13 protein-coding genes and 1 tRNA gene are annotated in these 15,001 nt (G+C 68.2%); 8 read left to right on the forward strand and 6 right to left on the reverse strand.

The features are described 5' to 3' along the window. The coding region (locus C7389_RS18190; protein ID WP_162851762.1) for an NAD(P)(+) transhydrogenase (Re/Si-specific) subunit beta at positions 1-255 on the forward strand (255 nt) is incomplete at its 5' end. 340 nt (positions 256-595) lie between these two features. Next, a complete protein-coding gene (locus C7389_RS18195) occupies positions 596-955 on the forward strand; it encodes a hypothetical protein (protein WP_133594074.1) in 360 nt (119 codons plus the stop codon). A 26-nt stretch (positions 956-981) separates the two neighbouring features. On the opposite strand, the gene C7389_RS18200 is transcribed toward C7389_RS18195, so the two are convergent. The 3 genes from C7389_RS18200 to rlmM form a co-directional block, all read right to left on the reverse strand. Further along, positions 982-3,411, reverse strand: coding sequence for a sensor domain-containing protein (locus C7389_RS18200; protein ID WP_211168533.1), 2,430 nt, complete (start codon positions 3,409-3,411; stop codon positions 982-984). A gap of 150 nt (positions 3,412-3,561) precedes the next feature. Beyond that, positions 3,562-5,040: a DEAD/DEAH box helicase gene (locus C7389_RS18210; RefSeq protein ID WP_133594075.1), complete on the reverse strand. Its 1,479-nt coding sequence runs from the start codon at positions 5,038-5,040 to the stop codon at positions 3,562-3,564. Between the two features lie 238 nt (positions 5,041-5,278). Continuing rightward, the gene (gene rlmM, locus C7389_RS18215) at positions 5,279-6,370 is read right to left on the reverse strand and encodes a 23S rRNA (cytidine(2498)-2'-O)-methyltransferase RlmM (RefSeq protein ID WP_133594076.1); all 1,092 of its coding nucleotides are present in this window, start codon (positions 6,368-6,370) and stop codon (positions 5,279-5,281) included. A gap of 124 nt (positions 6,371-6,494) precedes the next feature. Between rlmM and C7389_RS18220 the strand changes: the two genes are divergently transcribed. After that, positions 6,495-7,532 carry an aldo/keto reductase gene (locus C7389_RS18220; protein WP_133594163.1) on the forward strand — a complete coding sequence of 346 codons (1,038 nt, stop codon included), beginning with the start codon at positions 6,495-6,497 and terminating at the stop codon, positions 7,530-7,532. 75 nt (positions 7,533-7,607) lie between these two features. Here the strand turns inward: C7389_RS18220 and C7389_RS18225 are convergent, their stop codons facing one another. Continuing rightward, positions 7,608-7,949: a hypothetical protein gene (locus C7389_RS18225; protein WP_133594077.1), complete on the reverse strand. Its 342-nt coding sequence runs from the start codon at positions 7,947-7,949 to the stop codon at positions 7,608-7,610. A gap of 236 nt (positions 7,950-8,185) precedes the next feature. Between C7389_RS18225 and C7389_RS18230 the strand changes: the two genes are divergently transcribed. After that, positions 8,186-9,445, forward strand: coding sequence for an extracellular solute-binding protein (locus C7389_RS18230; protein ID WP_246034877.1), 1,260 nt, complete (start codon positions 8,186-8,188; stop codon positions 9,443-9,445). A gap of 134 nt (positions 9,446-9,579) precedes the next feature. On the opposite strand, the gene C7389_RS18235 is transcribed toward C7389_RS18230, so the two are convergent. Then, positions 9,580-10,593 (reverse strand): zinc-binding alcohol dehydrogenase family protein, encoded by a 1,014-nt coding sequence (locus C7389_RS18235; protein ID WP_133594079.1) that lies wholly within the window; start codon positions 10,591-10,593, stop codon positions 9,580-9,582. Between the two features lie 106 nt (positions 10,594-10,699). Here C7389_RS18235 and C7389_RS18240 point away from each other — a divergent pair, with 106 nt between their 5' ends. From C7389_RS18240 to C7389_RS18250, 3 genes are all read left to right on the forward strand, one after another. Continuing rightward, positions 10,700-11,626, forward strand: a complete 927-nt coding sequence (locus C7389_RS18240; RefSeq protein ID WP_246034879.1) for a LysR family transcriptional regulator — start codon at positions 10,700-10,702, stop codon at positions 11,624-11,626. Between the two features lie 53 nt (positions 11,627-11,679). After that, a complete protein-coding gene (gene ispB, locus C7389_RS18245; RefSeq protein WP_133594081.1) occupies positions 11,680-12,648 on the forward strand; it encodes an octaprenyl diphosphate synthase in 969 nt (322 codons plus the stop codon). A 38-nt stretch (positions 12,649-12,686) separates the two neighbouring features. After that, a tRNA-Pro gene (locus tag C7389_RS18250) sits at positions 12,687-12,763 on the forward strand. 120 nt (positions 12,764-12,883) lie between these two features. On the opposite strand, the gene C7389_RS18255 is transcribed toward C7389_RS18250, so the two are convergent. After that, a complete protein-coding gene (locus tag C7389_RS18255) occupies positions 12,884-13,864 on the reverse strand; it encodes a LysR family transcriptional regulator (protein WP_133594082.1) in 981 nt (326 codons plus the stop codon). Between the two features lie 106 nt (positions 13,865-13,970). Here C7389_RS18255 and C7389_RS18260 point away from each other — a divergent pair, with 106 nt between their 5' ends. Next, positions 13,971-14,957, forward strand: a complete 987-nt coding sequence (locus C7389_RS18260) for a 2Fe-2S iron-sulfur cluster-binding protein (protein ID WP_133594083.1) — start codon at positions 13,971-13,973, stop codon at positions 14,955-14,957. Positions 14,958-15,001: the final 44 nt, after the last annotated feature.

Below are 15,001 nucleotides of genomic sequence, written 5' to 3' on the forward strand. Positions count from 1 at the left end.
GTGGCGCTGGTGATCGGCGCCAACGACGTGGTCAATCCGGTGGCGCGCACCGACAAGAGCAGCCCGATCTACGGCATGCCCATCCTGAACGTGGATATGGCGCAGAACGTGATCGTGGTGAAGCGCGGCAAGGGCGCGGGCTACTCGGGGATCGAGAATGCGCTGTTCTACAAGGACAACTGCCGCATGCTCTACGGCAGCGCGCAGCAGGCGATTGCCGAGGTCATTACGCATGTGAAGGCGCTGGAGGGGTAAGCGCAGACGCGGGCCCGGGAGACCGGGCTGGCTGCGGGCGCAAGCGCCTGGGCGGCCCTGTTCCCAGCCGGGGGCGGGGCCGTTTGCTTGCGGGGCGGCCGGGCTGCGCGCAGCCGGTCTCCGGGCACGTGGTTTGCTGCCGCTTTTTTAGGCTGTGCCTTACAGCGCTTTGCCTTCAGGGGCTTGGCGCAGTTGTCCACAGCTTCTCCAGTGCGCTGTACACCTTGGCTGGGGAAAACCCTGGGGACCGCAGCGTGGCTATCGAGCGAAGGATGCTCAAGTAAACCCGCCTGCTGGACGTAGACTGGCTACCGCCGCTTTTCTCGTCGCTCTGATCGCCATGCGCCGCTCCGTCATCCTGCTGCTGTGTCTGCTGCCCCTGGGAGCCCTGGCTCAGGCGCCGGCGCAGCCCGCTGCGGGCGCCGCACAGGCTGCTGCGGGCGGAGGCCAGGCGGGCGCGCCGCCGACGCTGCCCACGCCGACACCCCGGCCGGAGGTGAGCTGGCGGGATACCAGCAACTATGTCTTCCAGTCGGTGGCACGCACCACCGAGGATCTGCAGCATGTGGCGTACGCGCTGACGTTGCGCGAGTACTGCTCCAACCGCAAGATTCCGGACGATTTCGTCAAGGACAGGCTGGCGCGCTTCAGTGCCATGACCGGCCGCGAGGAAAGCTGCCGGACGCTGATGGATTATTGAGGCGGCGCTGCGCCGCCGCGCCAGGCTTACTGCAGCCCGTTTTCCAGCTGACGGCGGGCGAGGAAGGCGGCGAATTCGGCGTCGGTGAGCGGGCGGCCGAACAGCGGGCCCTGCTGCAGGTGGCAGTCCAGCGCGGAGAGGAAGGCCTGCTGGGCTTCGTCCTCCACGCCGCGGGCGAAGATCGCCAGCCCGAGCGAGGTGGCGAGGTTGGCGATGGCTTCGACGATGGCTTCGCTCTCCTCGCTCTTGCCCACGTCGCGCACCAGCGCCGGGTCCAGCTTCAGGGCCTGCAGCGGGTAGCGCTTGAGCTTGGGGATGGCGGTGAGGCCGCGGCCGAAGTCGTCTATCGCCAGGTGGATGCCCATGCCCGCAAGTTCGGTGAGGGTGGCGACGATGCGGCTGTTGTCTTCCTGCAGTACCTGTTCGTCGAGGTCCAGTTCCAGCCGGTCGGCGGGCAGGCCGCTGTCGGCCAGCGCGGTGGCGACCCGGCTGACGAAATCCCCCTGCATGATCTGCTCGATGGCGACATTGACCGTCACCATGGGCTGTCGCCCGCCTTCGAGCGGCCAGCCTACCGCGGCGCGGCAGGCGGCGCGCAGCGCCCAGTCGCCCAGTCGGGCGACCAGGCCGCCGTCGCGGGCGGCGCCGATGAAGCGGCGGAAGGGAATGAGGCCCAGTTCCGGGTGGTGCCAGCGCAGCAGCGCTTCGCCGGCGCGGATGCTGCCGTCGCGGGCGTCGATCAGCGGCTGGAAATGCACTTCCAGTTCTTCCCGTTCGATGGCGTAACGCAGCTTGCTCTCGAAGGCCTCGCGCTCGATGCCGGCATCGTCCATTTCCAGCACGTAGTACTGGTGGTTGTTGCCGCCCAGGCGGCGGGCGTGGGCGAGGGCGGCGTCGGCGTGGCGCAGCAGGGCGTCCAGGGTGTTGCCATCTTCCGGCAGCAGGGCGATGCCGATGCTGGCGGTGAGCTGCAGGTTATGGCCTTCGGCTTCGAAAGGCAGCGACAGGGTGGCGAGCAGCGCTTCGGCGGCCCGGCCGCATTCGCTGCTGAGATCGAGGTCCGGTAGCAGGGCGAGGAAGGCGTCGCTGCGTTCGCGCGCCACAATGCAGCCGCGCGGCAGGGCGGCGAGCAGGCGGCGGGCGATCTGCTGCAGGAAGGCGTCGCCGACGTTGTCGCCGTATTCGCGGTTGACCGCCTTGAAGTTGTCGATGTCCAGCCGCATCACGCCGACGCTGCAGCGCCGCTGCCGGGCGCGTTCGGCGGCATCGTCGAAGCGGCGTTCGAACAGCCGGCGGTTGGGCAGGCCGGTGAGGATGTCGTGGTGGGCCAGGTACTCGGTGCGCGATTCCGCCTGCCGCTTGGCGGTGAGGTCGGTGAACATCGCGATGTAGTGGCGGGTGGCGCCCTCGTCGTCGCGCACGGCGGTGATGGTGAGCCACTCGGGGAAGATCTCGCCATTCTTGCGCCGGTTCCAGATCTCGCCCTGCCACTGGCCGGTCTCGTGCAGCGATTGCCACAAGGCGGCATAGAACTCCGGCTCCTGGCGGCCGGAATTGAGCAGGCCGGGATTCCTGCCGAGCACGTCTTCGCGGCTGTAGCCGGTGATATCGGTGAAGGCGCGGTTGACGGCAACGATGCGGTTGTTGGCATCGCTGACGAGGATGGCCTGGCTGGCGGCGTCGAACACGTCCAGCGGCACATGCACCGCGCTGCCTTGCGGGGTGGCAGGGGAGGGTTCCGGTGCCGGCGCGGGCAGCGTGGGGATTGCCTGGCCGAGCGGCGGCAGCACCAGCAGCCGCCAGCCGGCCTGCGGGCCAGCGAGCACGCGGGCGGTGAGTTCTTCGTCACCCGCCTGCGGGCGCAAGCGGGCTAGCGGCGGGGCATCCGCCGCCGGCCACTCCAGGCCCAGGCGCTCGCCGGCCAGCCGGCCGACCAGTTCTTCCCGACCCAGGCCCAGGGTGGTGATGGCGGCGGCGTTGGCGGCGCAGATGCGGTCGCCGTCATCCACCACGATGACCGGCTGCAGCAGTGCGGCGGCCAGCCGGGGCCAGACGGTGTCGGCGGGCGGCGTCGGGTCCAGGCTGGAGACTTCCGGCGCGGTCTCGGCCAGCAGGTCGGGGCTGAGGATCAGCGCATGGATGCCGGGGCGCAGGCGCGCGGCGGCGACGAAGCGGAAATCGCGGTGGCGGCCCCCCGGCAGGGCGACGCGCAGGCTGCCGCGCATCTCGCCCTGGATGAAAAGGCGGGCGCGGGCGTCGAGGAAGGCGCGTTCGGAGAGGAAGAGCTCGGACAGCGGCTGCCCGGCGATCTGCCGGTAGTCCCGCTCCAGCAGCCGGCAGGCGGCGCTGTTGGCGTCGATGATGACCTCGTCGCCGGTGACGATCAGGCCCTCGTCGAGCAGTTCTAGCAGGGCGAGATAAACCCCGGTTTCCGCGCCTTCCGATAGGTCGGGCACGAAGGGCTCTTCGGGGTTTTCCTTGCCTCTGTGATGGCCTGCAGGGTTCATCGGCGGCAGCATTCCAAGTGTCTGATCACTTAACGGCGGGTGACCAGAATACTTGAAGCCCCTTGTTTCAAGCCGGCGAATAGCCGGGCTTAGCCCGCCTTATTTCCGCCCGATGCCGCCCAGCAGGTAGGCGAGGGGCCGTTGCTGCCGGCGCGGCGCTGTTGCGCCGGAGACACTGCCGGAGGGCTGGCCCTCAGTAACAGTGTTGCTGGCCTGGGTGGTCACAGGGCTGTGTTTCGGTTCGTAGGGCTTGCTGAAATCGAAGCCATCCGCCGCGATGGTGGAGCGCTGCCGGCGGTTCTCGCTGCGCGGTGGCCGGGCCGCGGCACCTTCGTTGCGCGGGGTGCGACTGCGCTCAGGCGCGGCTTCTTCCGTGGCCGGGGTTGCAGATCGGCGGCCGCGGCCGCCCCTGCTGCCGGCTTCCGCGAATTCGGGTTCCGGCTCGAAGCCGGGCACGATCTCCTGCGGAATCTCCAGCTTGATCAGCTTCTGGATCTCGGCCAGGCGCTGCTTCTCCTCGGCGCAGACCAGCGACACCGCGTTGCCCTGGTGGCCGGCGCGACCGGTACGGCCGATGCGGTGCACATAGTCTTCGGCGGTATGCGGCAGCTCGAAGTTGATCACGTACGGCAGCTCGTCGATGTCGATACCGCGGGCGGCGACGTCGGTGGCCACCAGCACCCGCAGGCGGCCGCTCTTGAAGGCTTCCAGCGTTTCGGTGCGCTGTTGCTGGCCCTTGTCGCCGTGGATGGCATCGGCGGAGATCTCATGGCGGGTCAGGAAGTGGGCGAGGCGGCCGCAGGCGAGCTTGGTGTCGACGAAGACCAAGGCCTGGGTGTCCGGCTGGTGGCGCAGCAGGTGGGCGAGCAGATTGCGCTTGAGCCCGGCGGAAACCGGATGCACCCGGTGGGTGATGGTTTCCGACACCATGTTGCGGCGCGCGACTTCGATCAGCTGCGGGTTCTTCAGCATCTGGTCGGCGAGCTTCTTGATCTCGTCCGAGAAGGTGGCGGAGAACAGCAGGCTCTGGCGGCTGGCCGGCAGCAGCGACAGGATGCGCTTGATGTCCGGGATGAAGCCCATGTCCAGCATGCGGTCGGCTTCGTCCAGCACCAGCACTTCGACCTGGCTGAGGTTGATCGTCTTCTGCTGCACGTGGTCCAGCAGGCGGCCGGGGGTGGCGATGACGATCTCGATGCCGCGGCGCAGTTCCTGGATCTGCGGGTTCATGTCCACCCCGCCGTAGATGCAGGTGGCGCGCAGCGGCAGGTACTTGCTGTAGGTCTTGACCGATTCGAACACCTGCATCGCCAGTTCGCGGGTCGGCGCCAGGATGAGCGCCCGGGTCTGGTGGCGGGCGGGCGAGGTGCTGGTGCTGGCGTGGCGCGCCAGGCGGTTCAGCAGCGGCAGGGTGAAGCCGGCGGTTTTACCGGTGCCGGTCTGGGCGCCGCCCATCACGTCGTGGCCGGCGATGACCGTGGGGATGGCCTGGCGCTGGATGGGGGTGGGTTCGCTGTAGCCGGCGTCGGCAACAGCGCGCTGCAGTTCGGGGATGAGGCCGAGGTCGGCGAAACTCATGGGCGCTTTCTTGTTGGGTGACCGGCCGCGGGCGCGGCGCAGGACGCGGCGGATGCCGCAGAGCGCAGACCGGGACAGGAAACGCCTCGGAAGGACTCGCGCCAGCCGGCAGGCCGGGTGCAGGTAAAGCGCTGATTATACACGGCCCGCGGTCGGTATCCGTGGTGAATGCCGCGGCGGGGGCCGGAATCGGCTGCAGCGGCACCAACTCCTGCCCGCCGGGGCCGCGGCGACGGGCTTATTTCTTCAGCGTGAGATAGGCGGTGACTTCTTCGCGGTCGTGGTAAAGCTGCTTGATGCGCAGCTCGTACGGGCCGATGCTGGCGAGCCGCTTGCGGATCAGCTCGCGGCACTGTTCCACCGCGTCCAGCCGGCGCTTCATCGGCAGCTTGAGATTGAAGATGGTGTGGCGGCAGCGCCCGGTGGCGATCCATTCCGCCATCAGCGAGGCGATGCGCGAGGGCTGCTCCACCATGTCGCACACCATCCAGTCCACCGTGCGCTGCGGCCGCCAGGTGAAGCCGTCTGCACGCAGGTGCTCCACCATCTCGGTGGCCATCACGCTGTCGCGCAGCGGGCCGTTGTCGACCGCGGTGACGCGGATGCCGCGGCTGGCGAGCTGCCAGGTCCAGCCGCCTGGTGCGGCGCCGAGGTCCACCGCGCGCATGCCGGCGCGCAGATGCTTTTCGCGCTCTTCGTCGCTCAGTAGCGTCATGAAGGCTTCGGCCAGCTTGAGGGTGGAGCGGCTGGGGGCGCTGGAAGGCATGCGCAGGCGCGGAATGCCCATCGGCCACGGCGAGGCGCGGCCGGGCAGGGCGGCGGCCAGCCAGGCGGTGTTGGCGTCCGGGAACATCACATGCAGTTCGGGGAAGCCGGGCTTGCCCAGGCGCAGCGCGGCGGCTTTTTCCAGCGCGCGGGTGAGCGGTTCGGTGAAGCGGCGGCAGAAGCCGGAGCGCTGCTTGGCTTCGTCGGTGTCCGGCGTTTCCAGCACTACGCCGGAGAAGCGCTGGCCGCAGCCTTTCACCGCGGTGACCAGCGGCGTGGCGCGGTCACGCTCCGGCAGGTCTTCCACGCGGTCGAACCAGAGCAGCAGTTGGCGGGCGAACACCGGGCGCAGCCAGTCGGCGCGCTCGCCTAGGGCGAATACCGGCACCGGCTCGAAGGTTTCGAACACCGCGTAGCCGGTGTTGGGCTCGGCGCGGACGTAGCCGATGAGGCCGGCGTCGGCGGCGAGGTCGTCGATCTCGGCGGCGACTTCCTTCTCGAAGCCGGGGCGGCAATAAGCGAGCAGGCCCGAGATGGAGAAGCTGGAGAGAGGGGATTGGGACATCGGCAGGGCGCCTGGAGGCGCTGAAGTATCATCGGGCGAAGGCGCGAATGATATGTCGCCGCGGCCCGCCAGGCGAGCCGCGGCTTTACCCGACGGGAGGAACAGACGGATGGCGCAGCGCGCAATGGGGTATCGCAGGCTGGGGCAGGATGGGCCGCAAGTGTCGGCGATCTGCCTGGGCACGATGACCTTCGGCCAGCAGAACGACGAGGCGGAAAGCCATGCCCAGCTCGACCGCGCTTTCGAGCGCGGCATCAATTTCATCGACACCGCCGAGATGTACCCGGTGCCGACCCGCGCCGAAACCAGCGGCGCCACCGAGCGCATCGTCGGCAGTTGGCTGGCGCGCCAGCCGCGGGAGAAGGTGGTGCTGGCGACCAAGGCCGCCGGCCCCGCCCGCAGCCTGGGCTGGATCCGCGGCGGCCCGCTGGCGCTGGACCGCGATAACCTGCGGGCGGCGGTGGAGGCCTGCCTGAAGCGGCTGCGCACCGATTACATCGACCTCTATCAACTGCACTGGCCGGAGCGCAACCAGCCGATGTTCGGCCAGTGGCAGTACGAGCCGGAGAAGGAGCGGGACTGCACGCCCATCCGCACTCAGCTGGAGGCGCTGGCGGAACTGGTGGCCGAGGGCAAGGTGCGCCACGTCGGCCTGTCCAACGAGCATCCCTGGGGGGTGATGGAGTTCGTGCGCCTGGCGCGGGAGCATGGCCTGCCGCGGGTGGTATCCACCCAGAACGCCTACAGCCTGCTGAACCGCGTCTATGAGTACGGGCTGGCGGAAACCTGCCACCGCGAGCAGGTCGGCTTGCTGGCCTATTCGCCGCTGGCCTTCGGGCTGCTGTCGGGCAAGTACCTGAAGGACACCGGCGCCAGTGGCCGCATCACCCTGTTCGAAGGCTTTGGCCAGCGCTACAGCAAGCCGAATGTGGCGCCGGCGGTGCAGGCCTATGCCGAGCTGGCGGCGGCGCACGGTTTGACCCCGACGCAGCTGGCACTGGCCTTCACCTACCGGCGCTGGTGCGTGGCCAGCACCATCATCGGCGCCACCTCGCTGGCGCAGCTTGATCAGAACCTGGATGCCTGGGATGTGGACGTCACGCCGGAACTGGCGGCGGCCATAGACGCGATCCACTTGCGCTATACCAATCCGGCGCCTTGAGGCCAGGGCAGGGCGGCGCTGTGCCGCCTTGCTGCCACCACTCAATTCGTTGAGCCGGACTGTGCCTGAGCCTGTTCAGTGTGCCGCGGCGGCCGGTGCCGCCGGTGCCGCCTTCGGCGGCGGCACCGTCTGCGGCAGCTGCGATGGAACGACGTCTATCTTGTGCTCCATCATGTAGTCGTTCATGTCCTTCCAGCCGGCGAAGACGAAGGACTTCTGCGCCGACGGGTTGAGCACGTAGCAGTCTTCCAGCGAGCGGCCGGAATAGCGGCAGGCGCTGCCGATGGCGCGGCCTTCGGCTTCCGCCTCGGCGGCCTCCTTCTTCGGATTCGGCAGTTCGAGCGCGGCGCCTATCTGGTCGCAGCCGCCCAGTACAGGCGCAAGGAGCAGCAGAAAGGTGGCAAGTGAGGTGCGCATGATGGCTTCGGTGTTTCCGGGCGGTGACCTGGGAAGCATAACGTCACTACCCGGGGAAATCTTGATCCGGCGGCGGGCGCATGGGCAGCGGGCCGCGTTACATTTTCCGCCCGCGCGCGCCAAACGGCGGAAGTCTATAATCGCCGCCGATCCGGTTCCGGATTTCCTACATGCTCACGAGAGTACGTAACACCATGAATTCAAAAGGTTTTAAGCGCGGCGCCCTGAGTGTCGCGATGGCTGGCCTGTTCGCGCTGGCCGCCCCCTTGCATGCCGCTGCCCCGGCATCGAAAGCGCCCGCCAAACCGGCGGCCAAGGCCACCGAGCCGGTGCAGCTGGAGATCGTGCATCAACTGCCGCCGGCCCGTGCGGCGGCGCTGAAGGAGCTGGTGGAGCGCTTCAACGCCAGCAGCAAGGACGCGAAGGTGGAGATCGTCAGCCGCGACTGGCGCGTGGGCACCATTCCCGATCTGCTGATCCTGGATGGCGCCGAGGAAGACGCCTTCGTCGCCGGCAAGCCCCGCTACAAGCCGCTGCACGCGATGATGCGCGAAGCTGGCGTGCCGCTGCAGGCCCTGCGCCCGCCTGCGATGATGACCCGCACGCCGGTGGACACCAAGGGCCAGCTGCTGGCGCTGCCGGTCGGCCTGTCCACTCCGGTGCTGTTCCTGAACAAGGATGCGTTCCGCCGCGCCGGCATGAATCCGGACGCTACGCCCATCGCCACCTGGTTCGATCTTCAGCAGGCGTTGGGCCGGCTGGCGGATGCCGGCCAGTCCTGCCCCTACACCGTGGCCGAGCCCGGCCGGGTGATGGTGGAGAACCTCAGCGCCTGGCACAACGAGCCGGTCGCCGCTGTGCGCGGCAAGGCGCTGGCGCCGTCCTTCAACGGCATGTTCCAGGTCAAGCATGTGGCGATGATGGCGAGCTGGCATCGCGCCAGTTACTTGCGCATCTTCGACCGCGGCGAGGCCGAGCGGCGCTTCGCCGCCGGCGACTGCGCGGTGATCGCCGCCTCGTCGGCGGACTGGACCGACTTCCGCCGCCAGCAGACGGTGGACGTCGGCGTCTCGCGCCTGCCTTACTACGACGATTTCCCTGGCGCGCCGCAGAACACCCTGGCCGACGGTCCGGCGCTGTGGGCCGCGGCCGGCAAGAAGCCAGCCACCTACAAGGCGGCGGCACGCTTCGTCAGCTTCTGGCTGCAGCCGGAGAACCAGGTCGCCTGGCAGCGCGAAACCGGCTACCTGCCGCTGAACCGCGCCGGCCTGCTGGCCTCGCAGAGCGATCTGCTGGGCGACGACCTGGAGAACGTGCGGGTGGCGGTGGCCCAGCTCACCAACAAGCCGGTCACCTCGGATTCCTCCTCCCAGCCGGTGGTGGAACGCGAGCGCGTGCGCCGCATCCTGGACGAGGAACTCGCCTTCGTCTGGGCCGACCGCAAGCCGGCCAAGGAAGCACTGGATACCGCGGTGCTGCGCGCGGGCGCGAACTGAGGCCCGCTGACACGGCTATCCGGGCCGGCCGCGCCGCCTGAGCGCCAGCGGCAGCCGGTCTGAAACGTCCCCGGTTACGGCCATCGGCCGGCCGGGGACGTTTGCTTTCGGGGCCGGTTTGCCGCGGATCGCGCTCAGAAGCCTTCGAGCACGATCTTGCCGCGCGATTTGCCGCTCTCCAGCAGCGCATGGGCGCGGCGCAGGTTGGCCGCGTCGATGCGGCCGAAGTGCTCCGCCACCGTCGTCCGCAGCACGCCGTCGTCCACCAGCGCGGCCACGTCGGTGAGCAGGCGGTGCTGGGCGATCATGTCTGGCGTCTGGAACATCGAGCGGGTGTACATGAACTCCCAGTGCAGCGACACGCTCTTGCGCTTGAGCAGGCCCACGTCCAGCTGCGCCGGATCGTCGATCAAGGCCAGCTTGCCCTGGGGCGCGATGACTTCCGCCAGCGCCGGGAAGTGATGCTCGGTGGCATTGAGGCTGGCGACGAGATCCATCTGCGGCAGGCCGACGCGCGCCAGTTCCTGCGCCAGCGGCTGGCGGTGGTCGATGACCTGATGCGCGCCCTGTGCCTGCACCCAGGCCTGGGTTTCCGGCCGCGAAGCGGTGCCGATCACCGTCAGCCCAGTGAGCCGGCGGGCGAGCTGGACCAGGATGGAGCCGACGCCGCCGGCCGCGCCCACCACCAGCAGCGTGCGGGCGTCCGGCCGCTTGCCGGCCGGCACCGCCAGGCGGTCGAACAGCAGTTCCCAGGCGGTGATGGCGGTCAGCGGCAGCGCTGCCGCCTGGGCGAATTCCAGGCTCTGCGGCATGCGGCCGACCAGGCGTTCATCCACCACATGCAGCTCGCTGTTGGCACCGGGGCGGTCCAGCGCGCCGGCGTACCAGACGCGATCGCCCGGCCGGAACAGCGTCACCGCCTCGCCGACCTCGCGCACCACGCCAGCCACGTCCCAGCCCAGCACCTTGGCCTCGCCCGCCGGCGGCTGGACCTTGCTGCGGATCTTGGTATCCACCGGATTGACCGAGATGGCGCGCACCTCGACCAGCAGGTCGCGCGGGCCCGGCTGAGGTGCCGGCAGTTCGAGGTCCAGCAGCGCTTCCGGGTGGTCGATGGCGAGCGACCGGTAATAGGCAACGGCTTTCATGCTTTTCTCCTTGCAGGGCGGGGCTGACGAGGGAGCACATGATCTGCGCTTGCCCTGCGAGGAAAAAGCGGCAATAAAGCAAACCTGTTTCAAAGGAAATTTGAAAATGAAGGCTTTGCAGGATCTGCTGCTCTTCATCCGTACGGCCGAGCTGGGCAGCCTTTCCGCCGCCGCCCGCCTGCTGGACCTGACGCCGGCCGCCGCCAGCGCCGCCTTGAAACGGTTGGAGGCCGAGCTGGACGTGGTGCTGCTGGTGCGTTCCACCCGCAGCATGCGGCTGACCGCCGAGGGCGAGATCTACCTGGAGCACTGCCGGCAGGCGCTGCAACTGCTGGACGATGGCCGCGACGCCATCGCCTCCGGCCGCGCGCTCATCCGCGGCACGCTGCGGTTGTCCATGCCCTCGGACGTCGGCCGCAACCTGCTGCTGCCCTGGCTGGACGAATTCCTCGGCCACTACCCTGGCATCGAACTGCAATTGCAGATCTCAGACCGCCTCGCCGACGTCTATCGCCAGCCGGTGGACCTGGCGGTGCGCTATGGCGACCCACCGGATTCCAGCCTGGTTGCGTTGCCGCTGGCGCCGGCCAACCGCCGGGTGCTGTGCGCCTCGCCAGCCTATCTCGAACGCCACGGCGTGCCCGCCACGCCGCAGGCACTGTCTGGCCATAACTGCCTGTGCTACATGCTGAGCGACTACGTGCACGACCGCTGGCGCTTCCACCGCGGCAAGGAAGAACTGCTGGTGACAGTGCGCGGCAACCGTGTGGCCGACGACGGCGACACCGTGCGGCGCTGGGCGGTGGCGGGCTATGGGCTGGCGTACAAGTCGCGCCTGGACGTGGTGCAGGACCTGCGCGCCGGCCGGCTGATCGAGCTCTGTCCGGAGTGGAAGGGCGAGGCGGCTCCGCTGAATCTGATCTGTCCCGACCGGCGGCGGCTCAACCCGGCAGTCCAACTGCTGCGGGAAATGCTGCGCAGCCGCCTTGATCTGCTCGCCGAGGCCGCGCCAGCCGAGGGCGAGCGTCCTTGACGCGGTCTTCGGCGGCCACCTACCATTCCGCTTTTTCCGCGAGCGGTCCTGTCTTGTCCGTCCAGCAGCTCTTCGCGCCGATCGCCGCCGACATGCAGGCGGTGGATGCGGTCATCCGCAAGTCGCTCCACTCCGATGTTGTCCTCATCCGCCAGGTGGCGGAGTACATCATCAATGGTGGCGGCAAGCGCCTTCGCCCCGCATTGGTGCTGTTCACCGCGCGGGCCTGCGGCTATGGCGGCACTGCCCATGGCGATCTGGCTGCCGTGGTGGAGCTGATCCACACCGCCACCTTGCTGCACGACGACGTTGTCGATGAGTCCGAACTGCGCCGCGGCAACAAGACCGCCAACGCCCTGTTCGGCAACGCCGCCTCGGTGCTGGTGGGCGATTTCCTCTACACCCGCGCCTTCCAGATGATGGTGGGCGTGAACAATATGCGGGTCATGCAGGTGCTGGCGGACGCCATCAACATCATCTCCGAGGGAGAGGTGTTGCAGCTCCTCAACGTGCATAACGCTGACGTGGGCGTCGAGGATTACCTGCGGGTAATCCGCTACAAGACGGCCAAGCTGTTCGAGGCGGCGACCTGTCTCGGCGGCATCCTCGGCGGTGCCACCGAAGAGCAGGAGCGCGGCCTGGCCGCTTACGGCATGCACCTGGGCACCGCCTTCCAGCTGATCGACGACGTGCTCGACTACTCCGCCGATGAAGCCGCCACCGGCAAGCACCTGGGTGACGATCTCGCCGAAGGCAAGCCGACGCTGCCCTTGATCCATGTGATGCAGAACGGCAGCCCGGAGCAGGCTGCGCTGGTGCGAGGCGCCATCGAGAACGGCGGCCGTGACGAGTTTGCCGGCGTGCTGGCCGCCATCCAGGCCACTGGCGCGCTGGAAGAGGCGAGGCGCTACGCCCGCGCAGAGGCCCAACTCGCCATCGACGCATTGGCCTCATTGCCCCCTTCCATTTTTAAGGACTCACTGCTACAATTGTCGGACTTTGCAGTTGCCAGAAACCACTAAGTAAAAAGCGGTCGAAAGCAACACAAAAAGCGAAGATTCGGGGAATAGCTCAGCCTGGTAGAGCACTGCGTTCGGGACGCAGGGGCCGGAGGTTCGAATCCTCTTTCCCCGACCAACATCCCGCCGGAAAGCCACTCAATCGAGTGGCTTTTTTGCTTTCCGGCTCCAGGTTCGAAGAAGCCGCTGCCAGGCAGCGGCGGCATGAATGGCCGACCATGCCGCTGTGCGCGGGGGGCTAGTTTGTCCTGCTCAAGGGTTCAACTTCACCATCCAGGTCCTCGCCGTCTTCGCCTGCCGTCCATGGCACGGTCGTCGGGTCGGCGAAGAGCTCGCCAATCAGGCGGCGCAGCCAGCGATTGCCCGGGTCGCGATGGAATTTTGCGTGCCAGAACAGGTTGATGGCGATCTCAGGCAGCGCTACCGGGTGTGGGCAATAACGCAGGCCGAAGGGGCCGGCGCACCGTTCGGCAAAGCGCTCCGGCACGGTGGCGATCAGGTCGCTGCCCTGCAGGATGTGGCCGACGGCGACGAAGTGGGGCACTTTCAATCTCACCTCGCGGCGCACGCCGCTGCGCTCCAGCAGCGCATCCACTTGGTTGTGGCCGGTGCCGCCGGACAGCACCACCACATGCTCGGCGGCGCTGAAGGCCTCTACCGTGTTCAGCTTTCCGTCCAGCGGATGCCCCTGGCGGTACATGCAGACGTAGCGGTGGCGGAACAGGCGCCGCTGGAAGAAGCCCGCCTGCAGCCGTGGCAGCAGGCCGACGGCGAGGTCGATGTGGCCGGCTTCCATCTCCTCCCGCAGCTGGATGGCGTCGGTGCGCACCGTGCCCAGGGTGATGCCGGGCGCCTGGCGGGCCAGCGCATCGGCGAGGCGGGGCAGGAAGTAGATCTCGCCGATATCCGTCATCGCCAGCGTGAAGTGGCGGCTGCTGCTCTCCGGGGCGAAGGCGATCTGCTGGTTGAGGGCGCCATGCAAGGTGCCTAGGGCGTAGGCCACTGGTTCGGCCAGCTGGGTGGCGAAGGGCGTGGGCTCCATGCCGCGCGAGGTGCGCAGGAAGAGTTCGTCGCCCAGCAGGCGGCGCAGGCGGTTGAGGGCGTTGCTCACCGCCGGCTGGCTCAGGCCTAGGGTCTCCGCCACCGCCGAGACGCGCTTTTCCACCAGCAGCTGGTTGAAGATCACCAGCAGGTTGAGGTCGATTTCCCGCAGTTCCATTCGTCACCTTTATTGATTCTGGTGATTCATCTAATTCACTGGATTCTATTCATTTATAGCGCTGCCCTGTCCATCATGAAGTCATCACGACTGCCGGTGGCAATCCATGCAGCTCTTCATCCGTCCCCTGGACCGCGTGCTCGATGTCCGCGCCGGCGCCAACCTGCTGGACACCCTGCGCGAACATGCGGTGCCCTTATCGCACAGTTGCATGGCCGGGCGCTGTGGAACCTGTCGCTGTCGGGTGCTGGAAGGTCGGGTTCTCGATGCCGGCGGCAGTCTGCGGGCGGCGGCAGCCGAGGGTGAGGACTGGGTGCTCGCCTGCCAGGCCGTACTGACCGAGACTTGCACGATAGAAATCCCGGAGCCGGACGAAGTGGTCGTCCATCCGGCGCGCATCCTCAAGGCCAGCGTGGCCGCCATCGAAGCGCCCGCCGCCGATGTGCGCCGCCTGCTGCTGAAACCGGCCAAGCGGCTGGAGTTCGCCCCCGGCCAGTACGCCACCCTGCAGTTCGGGGCTGAGCTGGCGCGGCCGTACTCCATGGCCGGGCTGGACAGCGACGAACTGCTGGAATTCCACATCCGCCGGGTGCCCGGCGGCCGCGTTTCCAGCCATGTGTTCGAACGCCTGGCGGTGGGCGACGCGGTGCGCGTCAGCGGGCCGCTGGGTACCGCCTACCTGCGTCGCCGCCACCAGGGGCCGATGCTGTGCGTGGCGGGCGGCACCGGGCTGGCACCGGTGCTGGGCATCGTGCGCGGCACGCTGGAAGGCGGCATGAGCAACCCCATCCATCTCTATTTCGGCGTGCGCTCCGCCGCCGATGCCTACGATCTCGACCGCCTCTACGCCCTGTGCGACGCCCATCCGCAGCTGAAGCTGCAGGTGGTGGCCGCCACCGGCCGGCCGGAGCCGGGCATGCGTGCCGGCCTGGTGACCGACGCGGTGGCTGCCGACCTGCCCGATCTCTCCGACTGGCGCGCCTACCTCTGCGGTTCGCCAGCGATGGTGGAGGCGATGGCGCTGGTCGCCCGCCGCCTCGGCCTGCCCCCGGCAGCGCTGCATGCGGATGCCTTCTACACCCAATCCGGCTGAGCAAACCCAAGCCAATAACACCCGACCAAAAACAAAACGGAGGA

This window comes from Azoarcus indigens (assembly GCF_004361735.1).
In the GTDB taxonomy this organism is placed as follows: domain Bacteria; phylum Pseudomonadota; class Gammaproteobacteria; order Burkholderiales; family Rhodocyclaceae; genus Azoarcus; species Azoarcus indigens.